Origin of the sequence: Enterobacter sichuanensis, from assembly GCF_002939185.1 — a bacterium.
Classification (GTDB): domain Bacteria; phylum Pseudomonadota; class Gammaproteobacteria; order Enterobacterales; family Enterobacteriaceae; genus Enterobacter; species Enterobacter sichuanensis.
On record NZ_POVL01000002.1, the window covers coordinates 73,194 to 87,928 of the forward strand.

Annotated in this window: 14 protein-coding genes; 6 read left to right on the top strand and 8 right to left on the bottom strand. The window is 59.7% G+C overall.

The window, feature by feature from the left end; all coding sequences use genetic code 11:
- Positions 1–42 precede the first annotated feature (42 nt).
- The 6 genes from spy to astC all read right to left on the bottom strand — a co-directional run bounded on the left by spy (position 43) and on the right by astC (position 6,888).
- The gene (gene spy, locus C5687_RS01415) at positions 43–534 is read right to left on the bottom strand and encodes an ATP-independent periplasmic protein-refolding chaperone Spy (RefSeq protein WP_047958321.1); all 492 of its coding nucleotides are present in this window, start codon (positions 532–534) and stop codon (positions 43–45) included.
- 331 nt (positions 535–865) lie between these two features.
- A complete protein-coding gene (astE, locus tag C5687_RS01420; RefSeq protein ID WP_095440841.1) occupies positions 866–1,831 on the bottom strand; it encodes a succinylglutamate desuccinylase in 966 nt (321 codons plus the stop codon).
- A 9-nt stretch (positions 1,832–1,840) separates the two neighbouring features.
- Positions 1,841–3,166, bottom strand: a complete 1,326-nt coding sequence (gene astB / locus C5687_RS01425; RefSeq protein ID WP_104556287.1) for an N-succinylarginine dihydrolase — start codon at positions 3,164–3,166, stop codon at positions 1,841–1,843.
- The gene (astD, locus tag C5687_RS01430; RefSeq protein ID WP_059385754.1) at positions 3,153–4,640 is read right to left on the bottom strand and encodes a succinylglutamate-semialdehyde dehydrogenase; all 1,488 of its coding nucleotides are present in this window, start codon (positions 4,638–4,640) and stop codon (positions 3,153–3,155) included. The genes astB and astD overlap by 14 nt, the downstream gene beginning before the upstream one ends.
- Positions 4,637–5,671 carry an arginine N-succinyltransferase gene (gene astA / locus C5687_RS01435; RefSeq protein WP_025757366.1) on the bottom strand — a complete coding sequence of 345 codons (1,035 nt, stop codon included), beginning with the start codon at positions 5,669–5,671 and terminating at the stop codon, positions 4,637–4,639. The genes astD and astA overlap by 4 nt, the downstream gene beginning before the upstream one ends.
- Positions 5,668–6,888 carry a succinylornithine/acetylornithine transaminase gene (gene astC, locus C5687_RS01440; protein WP_047958317.1) on the bottom strand — a complete coding sequence of 407 codons (1,221 nt, stop codon included), beginning with the start codon at positions 6,886–6,888 and terminating at the stop codon, positions 5,668–5,670. The genes astA and astC overlap by 4 nt, the downstream gene beginning before the upstream one ends.
- Positions 6,889–7,321: 433 nt before the next feature.
- Here astC and xthA point away from each other — a divergent pair, with 433 nt between their 5' ends.
- The 6 genes from xthA to C5687_RS01470 all read left to right on the top strand — a co-directional run bounded on the left by xthA (position 7,322) and on the right by C5687_RS01470 (position 13,497).
- Positions 7,322–8,128 carry an exodeoxyribonuclease III gene (gene xthA, locus C5687_RS01445; RefSeq protein WP_045285263.1) on the top strand — a complete coding sequence of 269 codons (807 nt, stop codon included), beginning with the start codon at positions 7,322–7,324 and terminating at the stop codon, positions 8,126–8,128.
- A 6-nt stretch (positions 8,129–8,134) separates the two neighbouring features.
- Entirely contained in the window at positions 8,135–8,818 is a 684-nt protein-coding gene (locus tag C5687_RS01450) for a TVP38/TMEM64 family protein (protein WP_059385753.1), read from the top strand.
- A 15-nt stretch (positions 8,819–8,833) separates the two neighbouring features.
- Positions 8,834–9,994, top strand: a complete 1,161-nt coding sequence (locus tag C5687_RS01455) for an ABC transporter substrate-binding protein (RefSeq protein WP_373467663.1) — start codon at positions 8,834–8,836, stop codon at positions 9,992–9,994.
- The gene (locus tag C5687_RS01460) at positions 9,967–11,496 is read left to right on the top strand and encodes an ABC transporter permease family protein (RefSeq protein WP_059385751.1); all 1,530 of its coding nucleotides are present in this window, start codon (positions 9,967–9,969) and stop codon (positions 11,494–11,496) included. The genes C5687_RS01455 and C5687_RS01460 overlap by 28 nt, the downstream gene beginning before the upstream one ends.
- Complete coding sequence (locus C5687_RS01465; RefSeq protein WP_059385750.1) at positions 11,496–12,116, top strand: ATP-binding cassette domain-containing protein; 621 nt, start codon at positions 11,496–11,498, stop codon at positions 12,114–12,116. Before C5687_RS01460 ends, C5687_RS01465 begins: the two co-directional genes overlap by 1 nt.
- Before the next feature lie 73 nt (positions 12,117–12,189).
- Complete coding sequence (locus tag C5687_RS01470; protein ID WP_104556288.1) at positions 12,190–13,497, top strand: sulfurtransferase; 1,308 nt, start codon at positions 12,190–12,192, stop codon at positions 13,495–13,497.
- On the opposite strand, the gene C5687_RS01475 is transcribed toward C5687_RS01470, so the two are convergent.
- Complete coding sequence (locus C5687_RS01475; RefSeq protein WP_104556289.1) at positions 13,494–14,111, bottom strand: CDP-alcohol phosphatidyltransferase family protein; 618 nt, start codon at positions 14,109–14,111, stop codon at positions 13,494–13,496. The two genes, C5687_RS01470 and C5687_RS01475, sit on opposite strands and share 4 nt — an antisense overlap.
- Entirely contained in the window at positions 14,104–14,673 is a 570-nt protein-coding gene (locus C5687_RS01480; RefSeq protein WP_104556290.1) for a carboxymuconolactone decarboxylase family protein, read from the bottom strand. The genes C5687_RS01475 and C5687_RS01480 overlap by 8 nt, the downstream gene beginning before the upstream one ends.
- Positions 14,674–14,735 lie beyond the last annotated feature (62 nt).

Genomic DNA, 14,735 nt, shown 5'->3' on the forward strand with positions numbered 1-14,735 from the left:
TTTTGTGGACAGGATCCCGGCGGTCTTAAGAGTGTGAACCGATTATTCGGTTGGTGCTGGCATTTTACCTTCCATCGCCGGACGTTCTGTCAGACGCTTCTCAAAATTCGCATTAAATTGTTTTTTCTGTTCCGGCGTCAGAATGTTGTAGATCTTGTTCTGAGTTTCCATGTGAGCCAGCATGCGGGCTTTATGCTGCTCGGCCATTTTGTCGATCTGCGCTTCAGCTTTCGCCTTATCGAAGCTGTCGCTGGCGATGATGTCATGCATCGCACGACGCTCTTCAAGCGGCGGACGTTTCATCTGATCGCGCTGACTTTTCATGATGTCGCGGATCTGCTGCTTCTGCGCATCTGTCAGGTTCAGGTCCTTAAACATCATCATCTCGTGCATACCCGGCTTGCCTTTATGATGCATCATCATTTTGCCTTCAGCAGGCGCGGCAGGGGTGGTTGCGGTATCTGCGGCGAACGCCATGCTGGTAGCGCCCAGAGCCAGGGTAGAAGCAACAAACAGTGCAGTAAACTTACGCATAATTTATTTCCTTTCTTTCAGTTATTCTTCGGCGCTATGCCGTGTTGACGAGATTAACTTTACGGGGTTTATCGTCAATTAGTCAGAGCAACGGTAAAACAATGAAAGTGTAAAAAACAAATTTTCGTCAAATGTGGAGAAAATAAGGATAAAGCGTGGAGAGTTGCAACAAAAAATATTTAAAACGATGATTTTAAAGAGAATGAGCAGAAGTATAGCGGAGAGCGGATTAAGAATAAAGCAATTCGCCAGGAATAATCCGCAAAAGAGGCATGAGCGCTTTAATTGCTAAGAAATGTTTTCCCCTCCCGAGTGATGAGAGGGGAAAAGGTCAGGATATTTTTTCCAGCATCAGCCCGGCACGCAGGCCAAATGCCACGGTAGGGTTGGGAAATAACACATACTCGGTGGTTTTCTGCACCTCGTAACGCTCTTCGCCATCTTCGGCCAACAGCGCCCCTTTACGAAACGGCGTGAAGTTCAGGGTGTGTGCGGCCATATGAAGCTGGAAAGCATCGCTGCGGCGCGTGATCTGCTGCACGACCCGATACCGCTCGACGGGCTGATGTGTATGCTCGGGCGCCGCCCCACCCAGCAATGCCCGCAGGGCAAGATGCGTTGGCGCAAAGCGAGTGAGATCGTTTTGCCCAAACGGCAACGCTTTCCCCAGCTCCAGCGTACAGGCCAGCGCGCCGAAGTGTTCACAGGTAAAGTGCGTAAAGGTTCCGCCCGGCGACTGGTGGAACACCAGCGCCTCCAGCCCGGCATCACCCAGCCAGTCGAGGAACGCTTCATCCCACGGCTGATTGCGCTGCGGCAGCACGCCGAAGCGGACATGGTAAGACGCGCGAATGGCCGTGTGCAGATCCAGATGCCAGCGCACTGGCCCCGCCGACGCAAAAAACGCGCTCACCACGTTCTCCAGCCACTGCGCCCGCGCCGTCTCGTCACTCTGCGGGAACTGCGACCAGCGCCCGCCGAACATGCGGTTAATGTCACTCACCAGATAGCGTTTGTTTTGCGCCAGCGCGGGTGGGTTCCCAAGCACCACCAGCACGCGGCACTGAAGCGTAATCTCTTTGCGATACAACGCGCGCAGCAGCAGGTCAACAATCTCCACGGGCGCCGTTTCATTCCCGTGAATACCGGTCGAAAGCAGTAGCGAGAGATCGCTCTCTACAACCGGTGTCAGTTCAAGCACCCCACGCCCCAGCCACCGCCAGTGGAATGAGGGGCCCTCCCCCTCACTCTGTTCCGGCGTTTCATCGGCCAGGGTCAGCGCCAGTAAATTTTCCATACCCACTCCTTAGCGCTGGAACGGATAAACCGATCCCAGCTGCAGGATTGATGTTAACGCGTCAAGCGCCTCGCGACCTTCGCGCAACAACTGCGGGTCAACGAGGTCAGCCTGCGTTAACCGGTCGCGATAGTAGCGGTCCACCCAGTCGTTCAGGGTAGTAAACAGCGTCTCATTCATCATTACTGCCGGGTTAACGGCCTGCATTTCTGACTGCGTCAACACCACGCGCAGGCGCAGACAGGCCGGTCCGCCGCCGTTGGCCATACTTTCGCGCAGGTCAAACACCCGCAGCTCGTCAATCGGGTTATCGGCCTTCACCAGCTCGGTCAGGTAACGCCACACCCCGCTATGGTCCCGCGACTCCTGCGGCAGGACCAGCATCATGCTGCCGTCATCACGGCTTAGCAGCTGGCTGTTGAACAGATACGTTTCGACAGCATCCTGGACGCTCACCGCCCGGGTAGGCACCTGAATCGGCATAAAACCGGGTACGCGTTCATGCAGCGTGGCGAGCAGCTTCTCCTGATGGGCAAACGCCTGCTCGTGGCAGAAGAGGACCTGACGGTTCGAAACGGCGATCACGTCGTTATGGAACACGCCCTGGTCGATCACCTGCGGGTTTTGCTGGGCAAAAATCACCTGCGAAGGATTGACCTGGTTCAGGCGGGCGACCGCCTGGCTGGCGGCCAGCGTCTGGCGTGCGGGATAGCGAACAGGGGCAGAATGACCGCCCTCCTCGCGCCCGTAGATAAACAACTGCACGCCGGGTTCACCGTAATCGCCCCCCAGCCGGTTATGGTTGGCCGCACCTTCGTCGCCAAACATTGCCACCTGTGGCAGAGCCGGATGCACCGCAAAATGGGCGTCATGGTTGAATATGGCGCGCAGCACGCGCTCGGTGGTTTCTGCTTCGGTGGCGCGGTGGAATTTGTTATTCAGGTTCGCCACCGTCAGATGGACTTTGCCATCCAGCGTGTCGGCTGACGGGGCGACGGTGGCCGCGTTGGCGACCCACATCGAAGAGGCCGAACTTGCCGCAGAGAGCAGGTGCGGCGTTTGCGTTCCCGCTTTTTCAACGACCTGCTCATCGCTGCCGGTGAAACCGAGCTGACGCAACACCGCGACGTTCGGGCGTTCCTGCGGCGGAATAACCGCCTGCGGGAAACCGGCATCCGCCAGCGCTTTCATTTTCAACAGCCCCTGCTTCGCCGCCAGCTTCGGGTTGGAGACCTGAAAGCGGTGCTTCGTCGAGGCCTCATTACCAAAAGAGAGACCGGCGTAGTGGTGCGTCAGCCCCACCAGCCCGTCAAAGTTGACTTCACGCGCTTTCATGACGTTCCCCTCCGGTAAAGTCCAGCCCCGGATTAAGCGTTTCCGGCAGCGTCAGCGCCGGGCTTTCCAGGCTTGCCATCGGCCATGCGCAGTAATCTGCGGCGTACCACGCGCTGGCGCGATGGTTGCCCGACGCGCCCACGCCGCCGAACGGCGCGGTGCTCGCAGCACCGGTCAGCGGTTTGTTCCAGTTCACAATCCCCGCACGCGCTTCCAGCAGCAGCTGTTCAAACTTCTCACGCTGCGGCGAAATCAGTCCGCTCGACAGGCCGTAGCGGGTGTTGTTGGCCATTGCGATAGCGCTGTCAAAATCGTCATAACGCCAGACGCAGAGCAGCGGACCAAAGACCTCTTCATCCGGCACGTTGCTCGCCCCACTCATCTCAACGATGCCCGGCGTCAGCAGCGAGGTACCCGGCTGAACCTGCTTCGGTTCGAGCAGGGTTTTCGCCCCGCGAGCGACGTGGTCCTGCCAGGCCTTCAGCACGTTTTGCGCGGCCTGCTCGGAAATCAGCCCACCGATAAACGGCTGCGGGTCGGCATCCCACGCGGCGGGCACCAGACGCGCACTCACCTCAACCAGACGTTTAAGGAACGCATCCCCCTGCGCGCCCCGTTTCACCAGCAGACGGCGGGCACAGGTGCAACGCTGTCCGGCGGTAATAAAAGCAGACTGAATCGTCAGGTGCACCGCGGCATCGATATCATCAGGATCTTCCACGATCAGCGGGTTGTTGCCGCCCATCTCGAGGGCGAGGATTTTTTCCGGCTGCCCCGCCAGCTGGCGATGCAGTTGATAGCCCGTCCCGGCGCTACCGGTAAACAGCAGGCCGTCGATATCGCTCAGCGCGCTCAGCGCCTGACCGGTTTCACGCCCGCCCTGCACCAGATTCAGCACGCCCGGCGGCAGGCCCGCCTGTTCCCACAGCTTAACCACCGCCTCGCCGGTGAACGGCGTTAACTCACTCGGCTTGAAAATAACGGTGTTGCCCGCCAGCAGCGCCGGCACGATGTGGCCATTCGGCAGATGCCCCGGGAAGTTGTACGGACCAAACACCGCCAGCACGCCGTGCGGACGGTGGCGCAGCGTGGCCGCGCCGTCCGGCATCTCGGTATGCTGCTCGCCGGTGCGGGTGTGGTAGGCCTTCACTGAAATGGCAATTTTATTGATCATCGCCGTTACTTCCGTGGCCGCTTCCCAGCGCGGTTTACTGGTTTCAGAGGCAATAATGCGCGTCAGCTCGGCTTTGTTCGCTTCCAGCAGCCCGGCGAACTTTTCAACAAGTGCCTGGCGCACGGCGAAAGGCTGTTTTGCCCACGCCGGAAACGCGCGACGCGCGGCATGGCAGGCTTGTTCCACCTGCGCGGCGCTGGCGTCGTTCCCCTTCCAGAGCACCTCTTTGCCTACCGGATTGGTTTTTACGCGCTGTTCGCCTTCGCCCGTGACCCAGTCACCGTTAATCCATAATGTCATGCTGTTTTCTCCTCAGGGCAGAGACGCACCAGGCGAACCGTATCGCCGGCGTTACATTTCAGGGCATCCAGTTCTGCAGCCGTCAGTACCAGACGTTCACATTTCGGGTTGGTCCGCACCAGCATGGCGCGGAAGTTGGTGTAATTTTCGTTCGCCACCAGGCACGCCGGCCAGTCCCCCGGCGCGGGCTGACCTTCGGCAACTTCAACCAGCCGGCTTTTACGGATCGCACGGACGCGGTCGATGTCACACTCAAGCGTTGGCCCACCGTCAAAGATGTCCACATAGTTACGGTAGCGGAAGCCCTCTTTCTCCAGCACCGCGCGGGCAGGCGCGGTTTGCGGGTGGACTTCGCCGATCACCGCCTGCGCTTCCGGCGTTAAGAAATGGGTGTAAATAGGATGCTTCGGCATCAGCTCGGCGATAAAGGCTTTCTGACCGGTGCCGCACAGGTAGTCCGCCCGGCTGAACTCCATCGAGAAGAAGCGCTCGCCCAGACTCTCCCAGAACGGCGAGTAGCCTTTGTCGTCGATCACGCCGCGCATCTCCGCAACCACTTTTTCGTTGAAGCGATCGCGGAAGGCGGCCATAAACAGAAAGCGCGATTTGGAGAGCAGATAGCCGTTGCCCTCTTTGCGCCACGCCGGGTCGAGGAACAGCGTGCAGAGCTCGCTGGCGCCCGTGTGGTCATTACAGAGAAACAGCGTCGGCAGCGCGTTATAAACGTTCAGCTCTTTGGAAGCATGTACCATGGTGCCAACGCGGTAGTTGTACCACGGGTCGTTAAGCCCCACGGCCACTTCGATAGCGCAGATCCCGGCCACGGTCCCCGTGGTGGTGTCTTCCAGCACGAACACATATCCCTGTTCGCTTTTTGGCAACGTCCCCTGCCAGGTTTGCAGGGCGCGCTCAATGCGCGCCGACAGCGTTTTTTCATCGGCAGGAAGCGAGGTCAGCCCGCCTCCCGTCTTACCGGCAAGCTGCATGAGCCCGGCGAGATCGCCGCGCTCAACGGGACGGATGACCATCATGATGACACCCCGGACTTCACCTGTTCACACGCCAGCGCAAAACGGTCCAGACCGGTTTGCACCTCTTCCTCGCTGACAATCAGCGCAGGAGCAAAACGCACCACGTTGGCACCGGCAATCAGGACCATCACGCCCATTTTTGCCGCTTCCTGTGAAATAAGTTTAGCTTTTCCGGCAAACTCAGCGGTAAGCTCGCAGCCAATTAACAGCCCCAGACCGCGAATTTCTTTAAACAGCCCCGTTTTGCTGTTGATGGCATTCAGACGCTCAACAAACCAGTCGTGACGCTGCTTAACGCCTTTCAACACCTCCGGGGTATTAATAATGTCGAGAACCTGCCCGGCGACAGCGGTGGCCAGCGGGTTGCCGCCGTAAGTGGTGCCATGGGTGCCCACGGTCATCACGCTGGCGAATTTATCGGTGGTCAGCATCGCCCCAATCGGGAAGCCGCCGCCCAGCGCTTTGGCAGTAGAAAGCACGTCAGGCGTCACGCCGTAGTGCATATAGGCATACAGCTCACCGGTACGGCCCACGCCGGTCTGCACTTCATCGAAAATCAGTACCGCATTGTGACGATCGCACAGCTCGCGCAGCCCCTGCAGAAACGCTTTTTGTGCCGGAAGAACGCCGCCCTCACCCTGCATCGGCTCGACAATTACCGCACAGGTGGTGTCGTTGATCAGTTCGCTGGCGGACTGCAGATCGTTATAAATACCGTGACGGATATCCGGCGGCAGCGGTGCGAAATCCTGCGAGTAAGCAGGCTGGCCGCCCGCGCTGACGGTAAAGAGCGTGCGCCCGTGGAAGGCATTTTTAAACGCCACGATACCGCTCTTGTGGGCACCAAATTTGTCGTGGGCATATTTGCGCGCCAGCTTCAGTGCCGCTTCGTTGGCTTCCGCCCCTGAGTTACAGAAAAAGACTTTTTCGGCAAACGTCGCGTCGATCAGCTTTTTCGCCAGGCGCAGCGCGGGCTCGTTGGTAAAGCCGTTGCCGGTATGCCAGAACCTCGCCGCCTGGTCATTTAGCGCCTGACGCAGCGCCGGGTGCGCATGACCCAGCGCGTTTACCGCAATCCCACCCGCAAAGTCGATATACTCTTTACCCTGCTGATCCCACAGGCGCGAGCCTTCCCCACGAACCGGAATAAAAGCCGCCGGAGCGTAAACCGGCATCATCCATTCATCGAAATTTTCACGCGTAATTGACAGAGACATAGCGACCTCATCCGGTAAATAAAAGGTTATTTGAATGTTAAATAATTGAGTGTTTGCACTGTGAATGTAGATTGCAGCCTTCGTGCCAGCCAGCGATAAAAATGCATAAACGGGTCTGATGAACAGAATATCAATGAGTTACAATATGGAGTTATTCACTATTAGTGCATAAAAAGTGAATATTTTTACGACAAGCGGCGCTTTGCCGCATGAAAATCAGAAAGAGTATGCACAAGCCAAATATAATTCTGGAATTGTGATCGCTCGCGAAATTTATCGGCCATTTACGCCCTGTTTGAGGGCGATGCGCGTCAGAATGGTGCAAATATTGCACCACCGGCATTATCTGTCGCAGTTATTGGTCGAAGCCGGTAACAGTTGACGCAAATTCTGCTACCATCCTTGCACTATTCACCTTGCACTGGCAGCGACTATGAAATTTGTCTCTTTTAATATCAACGGCCTGCGTGCCCGCCCTCATCAGCTTGAAGCTATCGTTGAGCAACATCAGCCAGATGTGATCGGCCTGCAGGAGACCAAGGTCCACGACGACATGTTCCCTCTCGAAGAGGTGGCGAAACTCGGTTATAACGTCTTTTACCACGGTCAAAAAGGTCACTATGGCGTCGCGCTGCTGACCAAAGCGCCGCCGGTTTCCGTACGTCGCGGCTTCCCTGGTGACGGTGAAGAAGCCCAGCGCCGCATCATCATGGCGGAAGTGCCTTCTGCGCTCGGCAATATCACAGTCATTAACGGCTATTTCCCGCAGGGTGAGAGCCGTGACCACGAGACCAAATTCCCGGCCAAAGCGAAGTTTTATCAGGATCTGCAGGACTTCCTGACCACCGAACTCAAAAAAGAGAATCCGGTGCTGATCATGGGCGACATGAATATCAGCCCGACGGATCTCGATATCGGTATTGGCGAAGAGAACCGCAAGCGCTGGTTGCGTACCGGCAAATGCTCTTTCCTGCCGGAAGAGCGTGAGTGGATGGAACGCCTGCTGGGCTGGGGCCTGGTGGATACCTTCCGCAATGCCAACCCGGAAACGCAGGACCGCTTCTCCTGGTTCGACTATCGCTCAAAAGGTTTTGACGACAACCGTGGCCTGCGCATCGATCTTCTGCTGGCCAGCGCGCCGCTGGCAGAACGCTGCATCGAAACCGGGATCGACTACGATATCCGTAGCATGGAAAAGCCGTCCGATCATGCGCCAGTGTGGGCGACCTTCAAGCTGTAATGACGCGTGAACAGTCGAAAAATCCTTCTCCTGTGCGCCCTTCTGGGCGCATTTATTCTGACGATTGTTCTCCTTCCACCGGGCACACTCTCTCTGGAAGGGATTAAAACGCATCAGCAGGCGTTACTCGCCCACGTCGACCGCGCGCCGCTGCAGAGCGCCATGATCTTTTTTGCGCTCTACGTGCTGGTTTCCGCCCTGTCGATACCCGGTGCAGCGATACTGACCCTGCTGGGTGGGACGCTGTTTCCCCTGGGCGAAGGCATCGTGCTGGTCTCGTTTGCCTCGACGCTCGGGGCAACGCTTGCGATGCTCGCCAGCCGTTATCTGCTGGGTGAGTGGGTCCAGCAGCGATTTGCTCAGCAGATGAAAACGGTTAACGCTGGCATGAGGCATGACGGCGCGGGCTATCTTTTTGCCCTGCGCCTGATGCCACTGTTCCCGTTTTTTCTGGTGAATTTGCTGATGGGGCTGACCCGCATGGGGGTATTCCGCTACTGGTGGGTGAGCCAGGTGGCGATGCTGCCCGCGACGGTTGTCTTTCTGAACGCCGGGCGCGAACTGGGAAAAGTAGCATCGCTTCGCGATATTTTGTCGCCGGGCATGGTATTCGCCTTTACACTACTGGGGTTATTACCGCTGGTCACACGCCAGCTCTTTTCCCGCTACACCCCCTTGTCTAAAAAGTGAGGCATTATGCGCCGTGTGCGTTTTTGCGCGTTTCTGACCGGCCTGCTGCTGGCAGCCCCCCTCTGTGCTGCCGACAGCTGGCAGGCAATCCAACAACAGGCCAAAGGCCAGACCGTCTGGTTTAACGCCTGGGGCGGCGATCCGGCGGTAAACCGCTATCTGGAGTGGGTCAGCGGTGAGATGCAAACGCACTATGCCATTACCCTTAAGATCGTCCCGCTGGCGGACGCTGCCGACGCGGTAAAACGCATTCAGACGGAAGCCGCCGCAGGACGCAAGAGCAACGGCTCCGTCGATCTGTTGTGGGTCAACGGTGAAAATTTCCGCACGTTAAAAGAGGCTAACCTGCTGCTGAGCGGATGGGCACAGACGCTGCCGAACTGGCGCTATGTCGATACCCGCAAACCCGTTACCGAAGATTTTACGGTGCCCACCGACGGGGCGGAATCGCCGTGGGGCGGCGCGCAGCTGACCTTTATCGCCCGCAAAGGCAGCATGCCAGCGCCACCGGCGGATCCGCAGGCGCTGCTGGCTTACGCGCAGCAGCATCCGGGTAAGATGAGCTACCCTCGCCCGCCCGATTTTACCGGCACGGCATTCCTTGAGCAGCTGCTGCTGGCGCTTACCGCTCGTCCACAGGCGCTGCAAAAAGCGCCCGATGATACCTTTGCCCAGGTGACCGCGCCGCTCTGGGATTACCTTGACACACTCCACCCGCTGTTGTGGCGCGAAGGAAAAGATTTCCCGCCCTCACCTGCCCGGATGGATACCCTGTTTGCCAGCGGCAGTCTGAACCTGTCGCTGACATTTAACCCGGCCCATGCGCAGCAAAAAGTCGCCCGCGGCGAACTGCCCGCCGACAGCTACAGCTTTGGTTTCCACGGCGGAACGATCGGTAACGTTCATTTTGTGGCGATTCCGGCCAACGCCCGCGCCAGTGCAGGCGCGAAGGTGGTCGCCAATTTCCTGCTTTCACCGCAGGCGCAGATCCGCAAAGCTGACCCCGCCGTCTGGGGCGACCCAAGCGTGCTGGATGCCAGGGCGCTGCCTGACAATGAAGCAACGCGCTTGCAGGCCTATACGCCTCAGGGGCTACCGAAAGTGCTTGCAGAGCCGCAGTCCGGCTGGGTGAACGCGCTGGAGCAGGAATGGCTGCGTCGTTACGGCACCCGCTAAGCGGGCTGGTCTGGCTGGCGATGGCGGTTATCTATCTGCCGATCCTGCCCGCTGGCGCCATGCTGTTAGCCCCGGCGTTTTCTGCGGCAAACTGGCAGAGGCTGCTGGACGACCCGCAGCTTCCGCAGGCGGCCCTCGCCACGCTGGTCTCAACGCTCATCGCCACGCTGGGCGCGTTGCTGATTGCCCTGATTTTCGTCAGCCTTTTCTGGCCCGGCAAACGCTGGCGACGTCTCACCACGCGCCTGCCGTGGCTGCTGGCGATCCCGCACGTGGCGTTTGCCACCAGCGCGTTACTGCTGTTTGCCGAGGGCGGGCTGTTCTATCAGCTCTGTACCGTCTGTACGGCTCCCTTTGACCGCTATGGCGTTGGGCTGGGGCTGACGCTCGCCGTAAAAGAGAGCGCGTTTGTGCTGTGGGCAATTTACGCCGTACTGCCGGAAAAACGGCTGGCACAGCAGAAGATCGTCCTGCGAACCTTCGGTTACGGGCGGTTTCAGATACTTAACTGGCTGATCCTCCCGGCGATCGCCCCTCTCCTCGGCGCGGTGATGCTGGCGGTACTGTCGTGGTCGCTGTCGGTTGTGGATGTGGCGATCGTTCTCGGCCCCGGAAATCCGCCTACCCTGGCCGTGCTGGCCTGGCAGTGGCTGAGCCAGGGCGATGCCGGGCAGCAGGTGAAAGGGATGCTGCTGTGCCTGGTTCTGCTTTTGCTGCTGGCTGCGCTGGCCGCCCTGGGGTACGGCTTCTGGAAGGCATGGCGCCGCACGGTTGCCGACCTCACCGGGACGCGCCGCCGATCTCAGCGCATTCTGCCTGAACGCGCAGTAAGCGGGTTTCTGCCCGCATGCGGCGTCCTGTGCGCTGCGGTGCTGCTGATGCTGGCGCAGCAGGACGACGTGGGCCCTGTGGGGAACAGCCTCTCCTTCGGCCTGCTGTCGAGCCTGCTCGGTCTGGTCGTCAGCGCGCTCTGGCTGGAATGGGGGCCGCAGCGCGGCACAGTGTGGGTATGGTCTCCGCTTGCCCTTCCGGCACTGCCGCTCGTCACCGGCCAATATACGATTGCGTTGCAGCTGGGACTCGACGGGCAGTATGCCGCCGTGCTCTGGAGCCATCTGCTGTGGGTGTTACCGTGGATGCTGCTGGTGCTGCAACCTGCCTGGCGCCGGATCGATCCCCGGCTTATCCTTACCGCCAGAACGCTGGGCTGGCGACGGACAAAAATCTTCTGCCTGCTGAAATGTCCGCTGCTGCTACGCCCCGCGCTGCTGGCCTTTGCCACCGGTTTTTCCGTCAGCATGGCGCAGTACATGCCAACGCTGTGGCTGGGCGCAGGGCGTTTCGCCACGCTGACCACCGAAACCGTCGCGCTCAGCAGCGGGGGCAGCATTCCGCTTCTGGCTAACCGGGCGCTGGGGTTACTGCTGGTTACGGGGGGCGTGTTTGGTCTTGCCGCCCTGCTATCCCGGTTCGTGGGCCACTACCGCCAGGGATTACGTTAATGTTGCAGGTAAAAAATCTCACCATCGAACCGCTGTTCCGCGAGGTCAATTTTTGCGTGCCCCGCGGGGAGATAGTCACCCTGATGGGCCCCTCCGGCAGCGGAAAATCGACCCTCTTTGCCTGGATGGTCGGCGCGTTGTCAGACGATTTTCAGGCGCGGGGCGAACTGTGGCTCGACGCGCGTCGCTGCGACGCCCTTCCCGTGGAATCCCGCGGGCTGGGTATTCTCTTTCAGGACGCGCTGCTGTTCGAGACATTCAGCGTCGGGCAAAATCTGCTGCTGGCGTTGCCTGAGCGGATCGTCGGAGGCGCGCGTCGGGAAGCGGTCGAGCAGGCGCTGGACTCCGCCGGGCTGGGCGGCCGTTACGCCAGCGATCCGGCAACCCTCTCCGGCGGGGAGCGCGCCCGGGTCAGCCTGTTGCGGGCCCTGCTCGCGGAGCCGCAGGCGCTGCTGCTGGATGAACCGTTCAGCCGCCTCGATAAGACGCTACGGGCCTCATTTCGGCAATGGGTATTTGACGCCGTTCGCGCACGCGATATTCCGGTGGTGCTGGTCACCCACGATGAGGACGATATTCCGCCCGGCGGCGAGCTGATTGAGATTTCTCGCTGGCAATAATGTGCTAACGCAATGTTTTCCATGACGGGAGAGACGACAATGCCCCCCTCTTTTACTGACGTCAGGTTATTCGATGAAACGTGTTTCTCAACTGACCGCGCTGGCCCTGCTCTGCGGCCTCGCCTCTTTTTCCTCTCTGGCCGCTGATATGCCCAACGCGATGACGCTGTCCCAGCTTCAGGCACAGCACGGCACGCCTGTCGACACCCGCGCCAGCGCCTTCTATAACGGCTGGCCGCAAACGCTCAGCGGTCCCTCCGGGCATGAACCCGCCGCACTTAATCTGTCAGCCGCCTGGCTGGACGCGATGAGCGACGAGCAGATTGCGCTGTGGGCCAAACAGCATCAGCTTACCCCCTCGTCGGCCATCGCGCTGTATGGGAACGCGCGCGATAACCAGGCGGTGAGAGCCCGTCTGGAGAAAGCTGGATTCCATTCTGTTTCGCTGCTCAGCGATGCCCTGCAGACGCCCGAGCGCCTTCAGCGCCTGCCCCATTTCGAACAGCTCGTCTACCCGCAGTGGATCCATCAGCTTCAGCAGGGTAAACCGGTGGTTGCCGCACCGGAGGGTGACTGGAAAGTGATTGAGGCCGCCTGGGGCGCGCCGAAGTTTTATCTGCTAAATCACATTCCCGGCGCGGGCTATATCGACACCAACGAAGTGGAGAGCGAGCCGCTATGGAATAAAGTCTCCGACGATAAGCTGAAAGCGATGCTGGCGAAGCACGGGATCCGACACGACACGACCGTCATTTTGTATGGCCGTGACGTCTACGCCGCCGCACGCGTGGCGCAGATTATGCTCTATGCGGGGGTGAAAGATGTGCGCCTTCTCGATGGCGGCTGGAAGGCGTGGTCAGATGCCAACCTTCCGGTTGAGCGCGGTACGCCAGCGAAGGTGACGCCGGCCCCTGATTTTGGCGCGCCGATCCCCGGCCAGCCGCAGCTGATGGTTGATATGGCGCAGGCGCGCGGGATGCTGCACCGCCAGGATGCCTCCCTGGTCAGCATTCGTTCGTGGCCGGAGTTCATCGGCGAAACCAGCGGCTACAGCTACATCAAACCCAAAGGTGACATTGCCGGTGCCCGCTGGGGCCACGCCGGCAGCGATGCCACCCACATGGAAGATTTTCATAACCCGGATGGCACCATGCGCACAGCTGACGATATTGCCGCCATGTGGAAACGCTGGAACATTCTGCCGGAACAACAGGTCGCGTTTTACTGCGGTACAGGCTGGCGGGCGTCTGAAGCCTTCATGTACGCCCGGGCGATGGGCTGGAGGAAGGTCGCGGTCTATGACGGCGGCTGGTACGAATGGAGCAGTTACCCGCAGAACCCGGTCTCCACCGGCGAGCGCGGGCCCGACAGCGCCCGCTAAGCGTGACGTGATTTAAGCGTCACGTACCCGCTCCAGATGCGCGTTGTGGTGGTCAGCCAGCACAGCGCGCCAAATACCCACGCAAACAGCGCAAAGTGCGCCGGAAACAGGCAGCACAGTACGAACAGCGCGATGGTCTCCGTCCCTTCCGTTAACCCGCCGAGGTAATAAAACGACTTGTGCGCATAGCCGGGGTTGTCAATGTCGTGCTTCGCGGCCAGCGCCGCAAACGCCAGAAAACTGCTGCCGGTGCCGATAAACGCAAACAGCAGCCAGGCGGCAGGCAGCGCATTCTCAGCGGGTGTCGCCAGCGCAAAACCAAACGGCACCAGGGCGTAGAACAGAAAATCGAGCGCGATATCGAGAAACCCCCCTGCGTCCGTCAGCCCTCTCCGGCGCGCCAGCGCGCCGTCCAGACCATCCAGCAGGCGGTTGAGCGCAATAGCGACCAGCGCCGCCGGGTACCAGCCAAGGGCCAGAAACGGCAGCGCCAGCACGCCGATGGCAAACCCGGTCAGGGTTAATCCGTCGGGGGTGATGCCCGGCTTATCCAGCACGGACACCAGTCGATTCAGTGTCGGTTTTAACCGCGGGTGCAGGTGGCGATCAAGCATGAGGCGTCTCGTTAAACGTGGCACACAGGCCCTGAGCCGGAATATCCAGGGCGGCATTGAAGCGGGCAGAGAGATTCTGAAACGCAATGAGCGCCGTCATCTCAGTAATCGCGTCGTCCGTGAAGTGATGTTTCAGCGCCGTTCGGATGGCCTCATCCGCCCGGGGCGGCGTGGCGGTCACCGCCTCGGCGTAGGCCAGCGCCGCACGCTCCTGACTCGTGAACAGCGCGGAGTCTTGCCAGTTGCTCACGGCCTGAACTTTATCCAGCGCTCCACAGCGTTCGGCCAGCCGCAGGCTATTGGCATCGATACAGAAATCGCAGTGGCAGAGTTGCGATACCCGCGTCATGAGCAGGGAGCGCAGTTCGGGCGTCAGGCGCGCGTGACGACGCTCCAGAAAACCGACAAACAGCGCCACCAGCCAGAAAAGACGCGGCATACGTCCCCACCAGCGCGTGGGGTTTAGCACGGCACCAAAATGTTTTTTCTGCATGGCGGCAATCGGTTTTAAACTCGCCGGAAGGGTTGGGATGGGATCGACCCAGGTGTGCGTCTCTTTCACCGGATTCTCCTGATGGCTGGACTCTGACAAAGGGCACGATAATATGGTGTTTTTCGTTATTA

What these genes read in the sequence shown, in the direction of transcription:
- spy (WP_047958321.1), bottom strand. Translation starts at nt 534, where the DNA reads ATGCGTAAGTTTACTGCACTGTTTGTTGCTTCTACCCTGGCTCTGGGC.
- astE (WP_095440841.1), bottom strand. Translation starts at nt 1,831, where the DNA reads ATGGAAAATTTACTGGCGCTGACCCTGGCCGATGAAACGCCGGAACAG.
- astB (WP_104556287.1), bottom strand. Translation starts at nt 3,166, where the DNA reads ATGAAAGCGCGTGAAGTCAACTTTGACGGGCTGGTGGGGCTGACGCAC.
- astD (WP_059385754.1), bottom strand. Translation starts at nt 4,640, where the DNA reads ATGACATTATGGATTAACGGTGACTGGGTCACGGGCGAAGGCGAACAG.
- astA (WP_025757366.1), bottom strand. Translation starts at nt 5,671, where the DNA reads ATGATGGTCATCCGTCCCGTTGAGCGCGGCGATCTCGCCGGGCTCATG.
- astC (WP_047958317.1), bottom strand. Translation starts at nt 6,888, where the DNA reads ATGTCTCTGTCAATTACGCGTGAAAATTTCGATGAATGGATGATGCCG.
- xthA (WP_045285263.1), top strand. Translation starts at nt 7,322, where the DNA reads ATGAAATTTGTCTCTTTTAATATCAACGGCCTGCGTGCCCGCCCTCAT.
- C5687_RS01460 (WP_059385751.1), top strand. Translation starts at nt 9,967, where the DNA reads ATGGCTGCGTCGTTACGGCACCCGCTAAGCGGGCTGGTCTGGCTGGCG.
- C5687_RS01465 (WP_059385750.1), top strand. Translation starts at nt 11,496, where the DNA reads ATGTTGCAGGTAAAAAATCTCACCATCGAACCGCTGTTCCGCGAGGTC.
- C5687_RS01470 (WP_104556288.1), top strand. Translation starts at nt 12,190, where the DNA reads ATGAAACGTGTTTCTCAACTGACCGCGCTGGCCCTGCTCTGCGGCCTC.
- C5687_RS01475 (WP_104556289.1), bottom strand. Translation starts at nt 14,111, where the DNA reads ATGCTTGATCGCCACCTGCACCCGCGGTTAAAACCGACACTGAATCGA.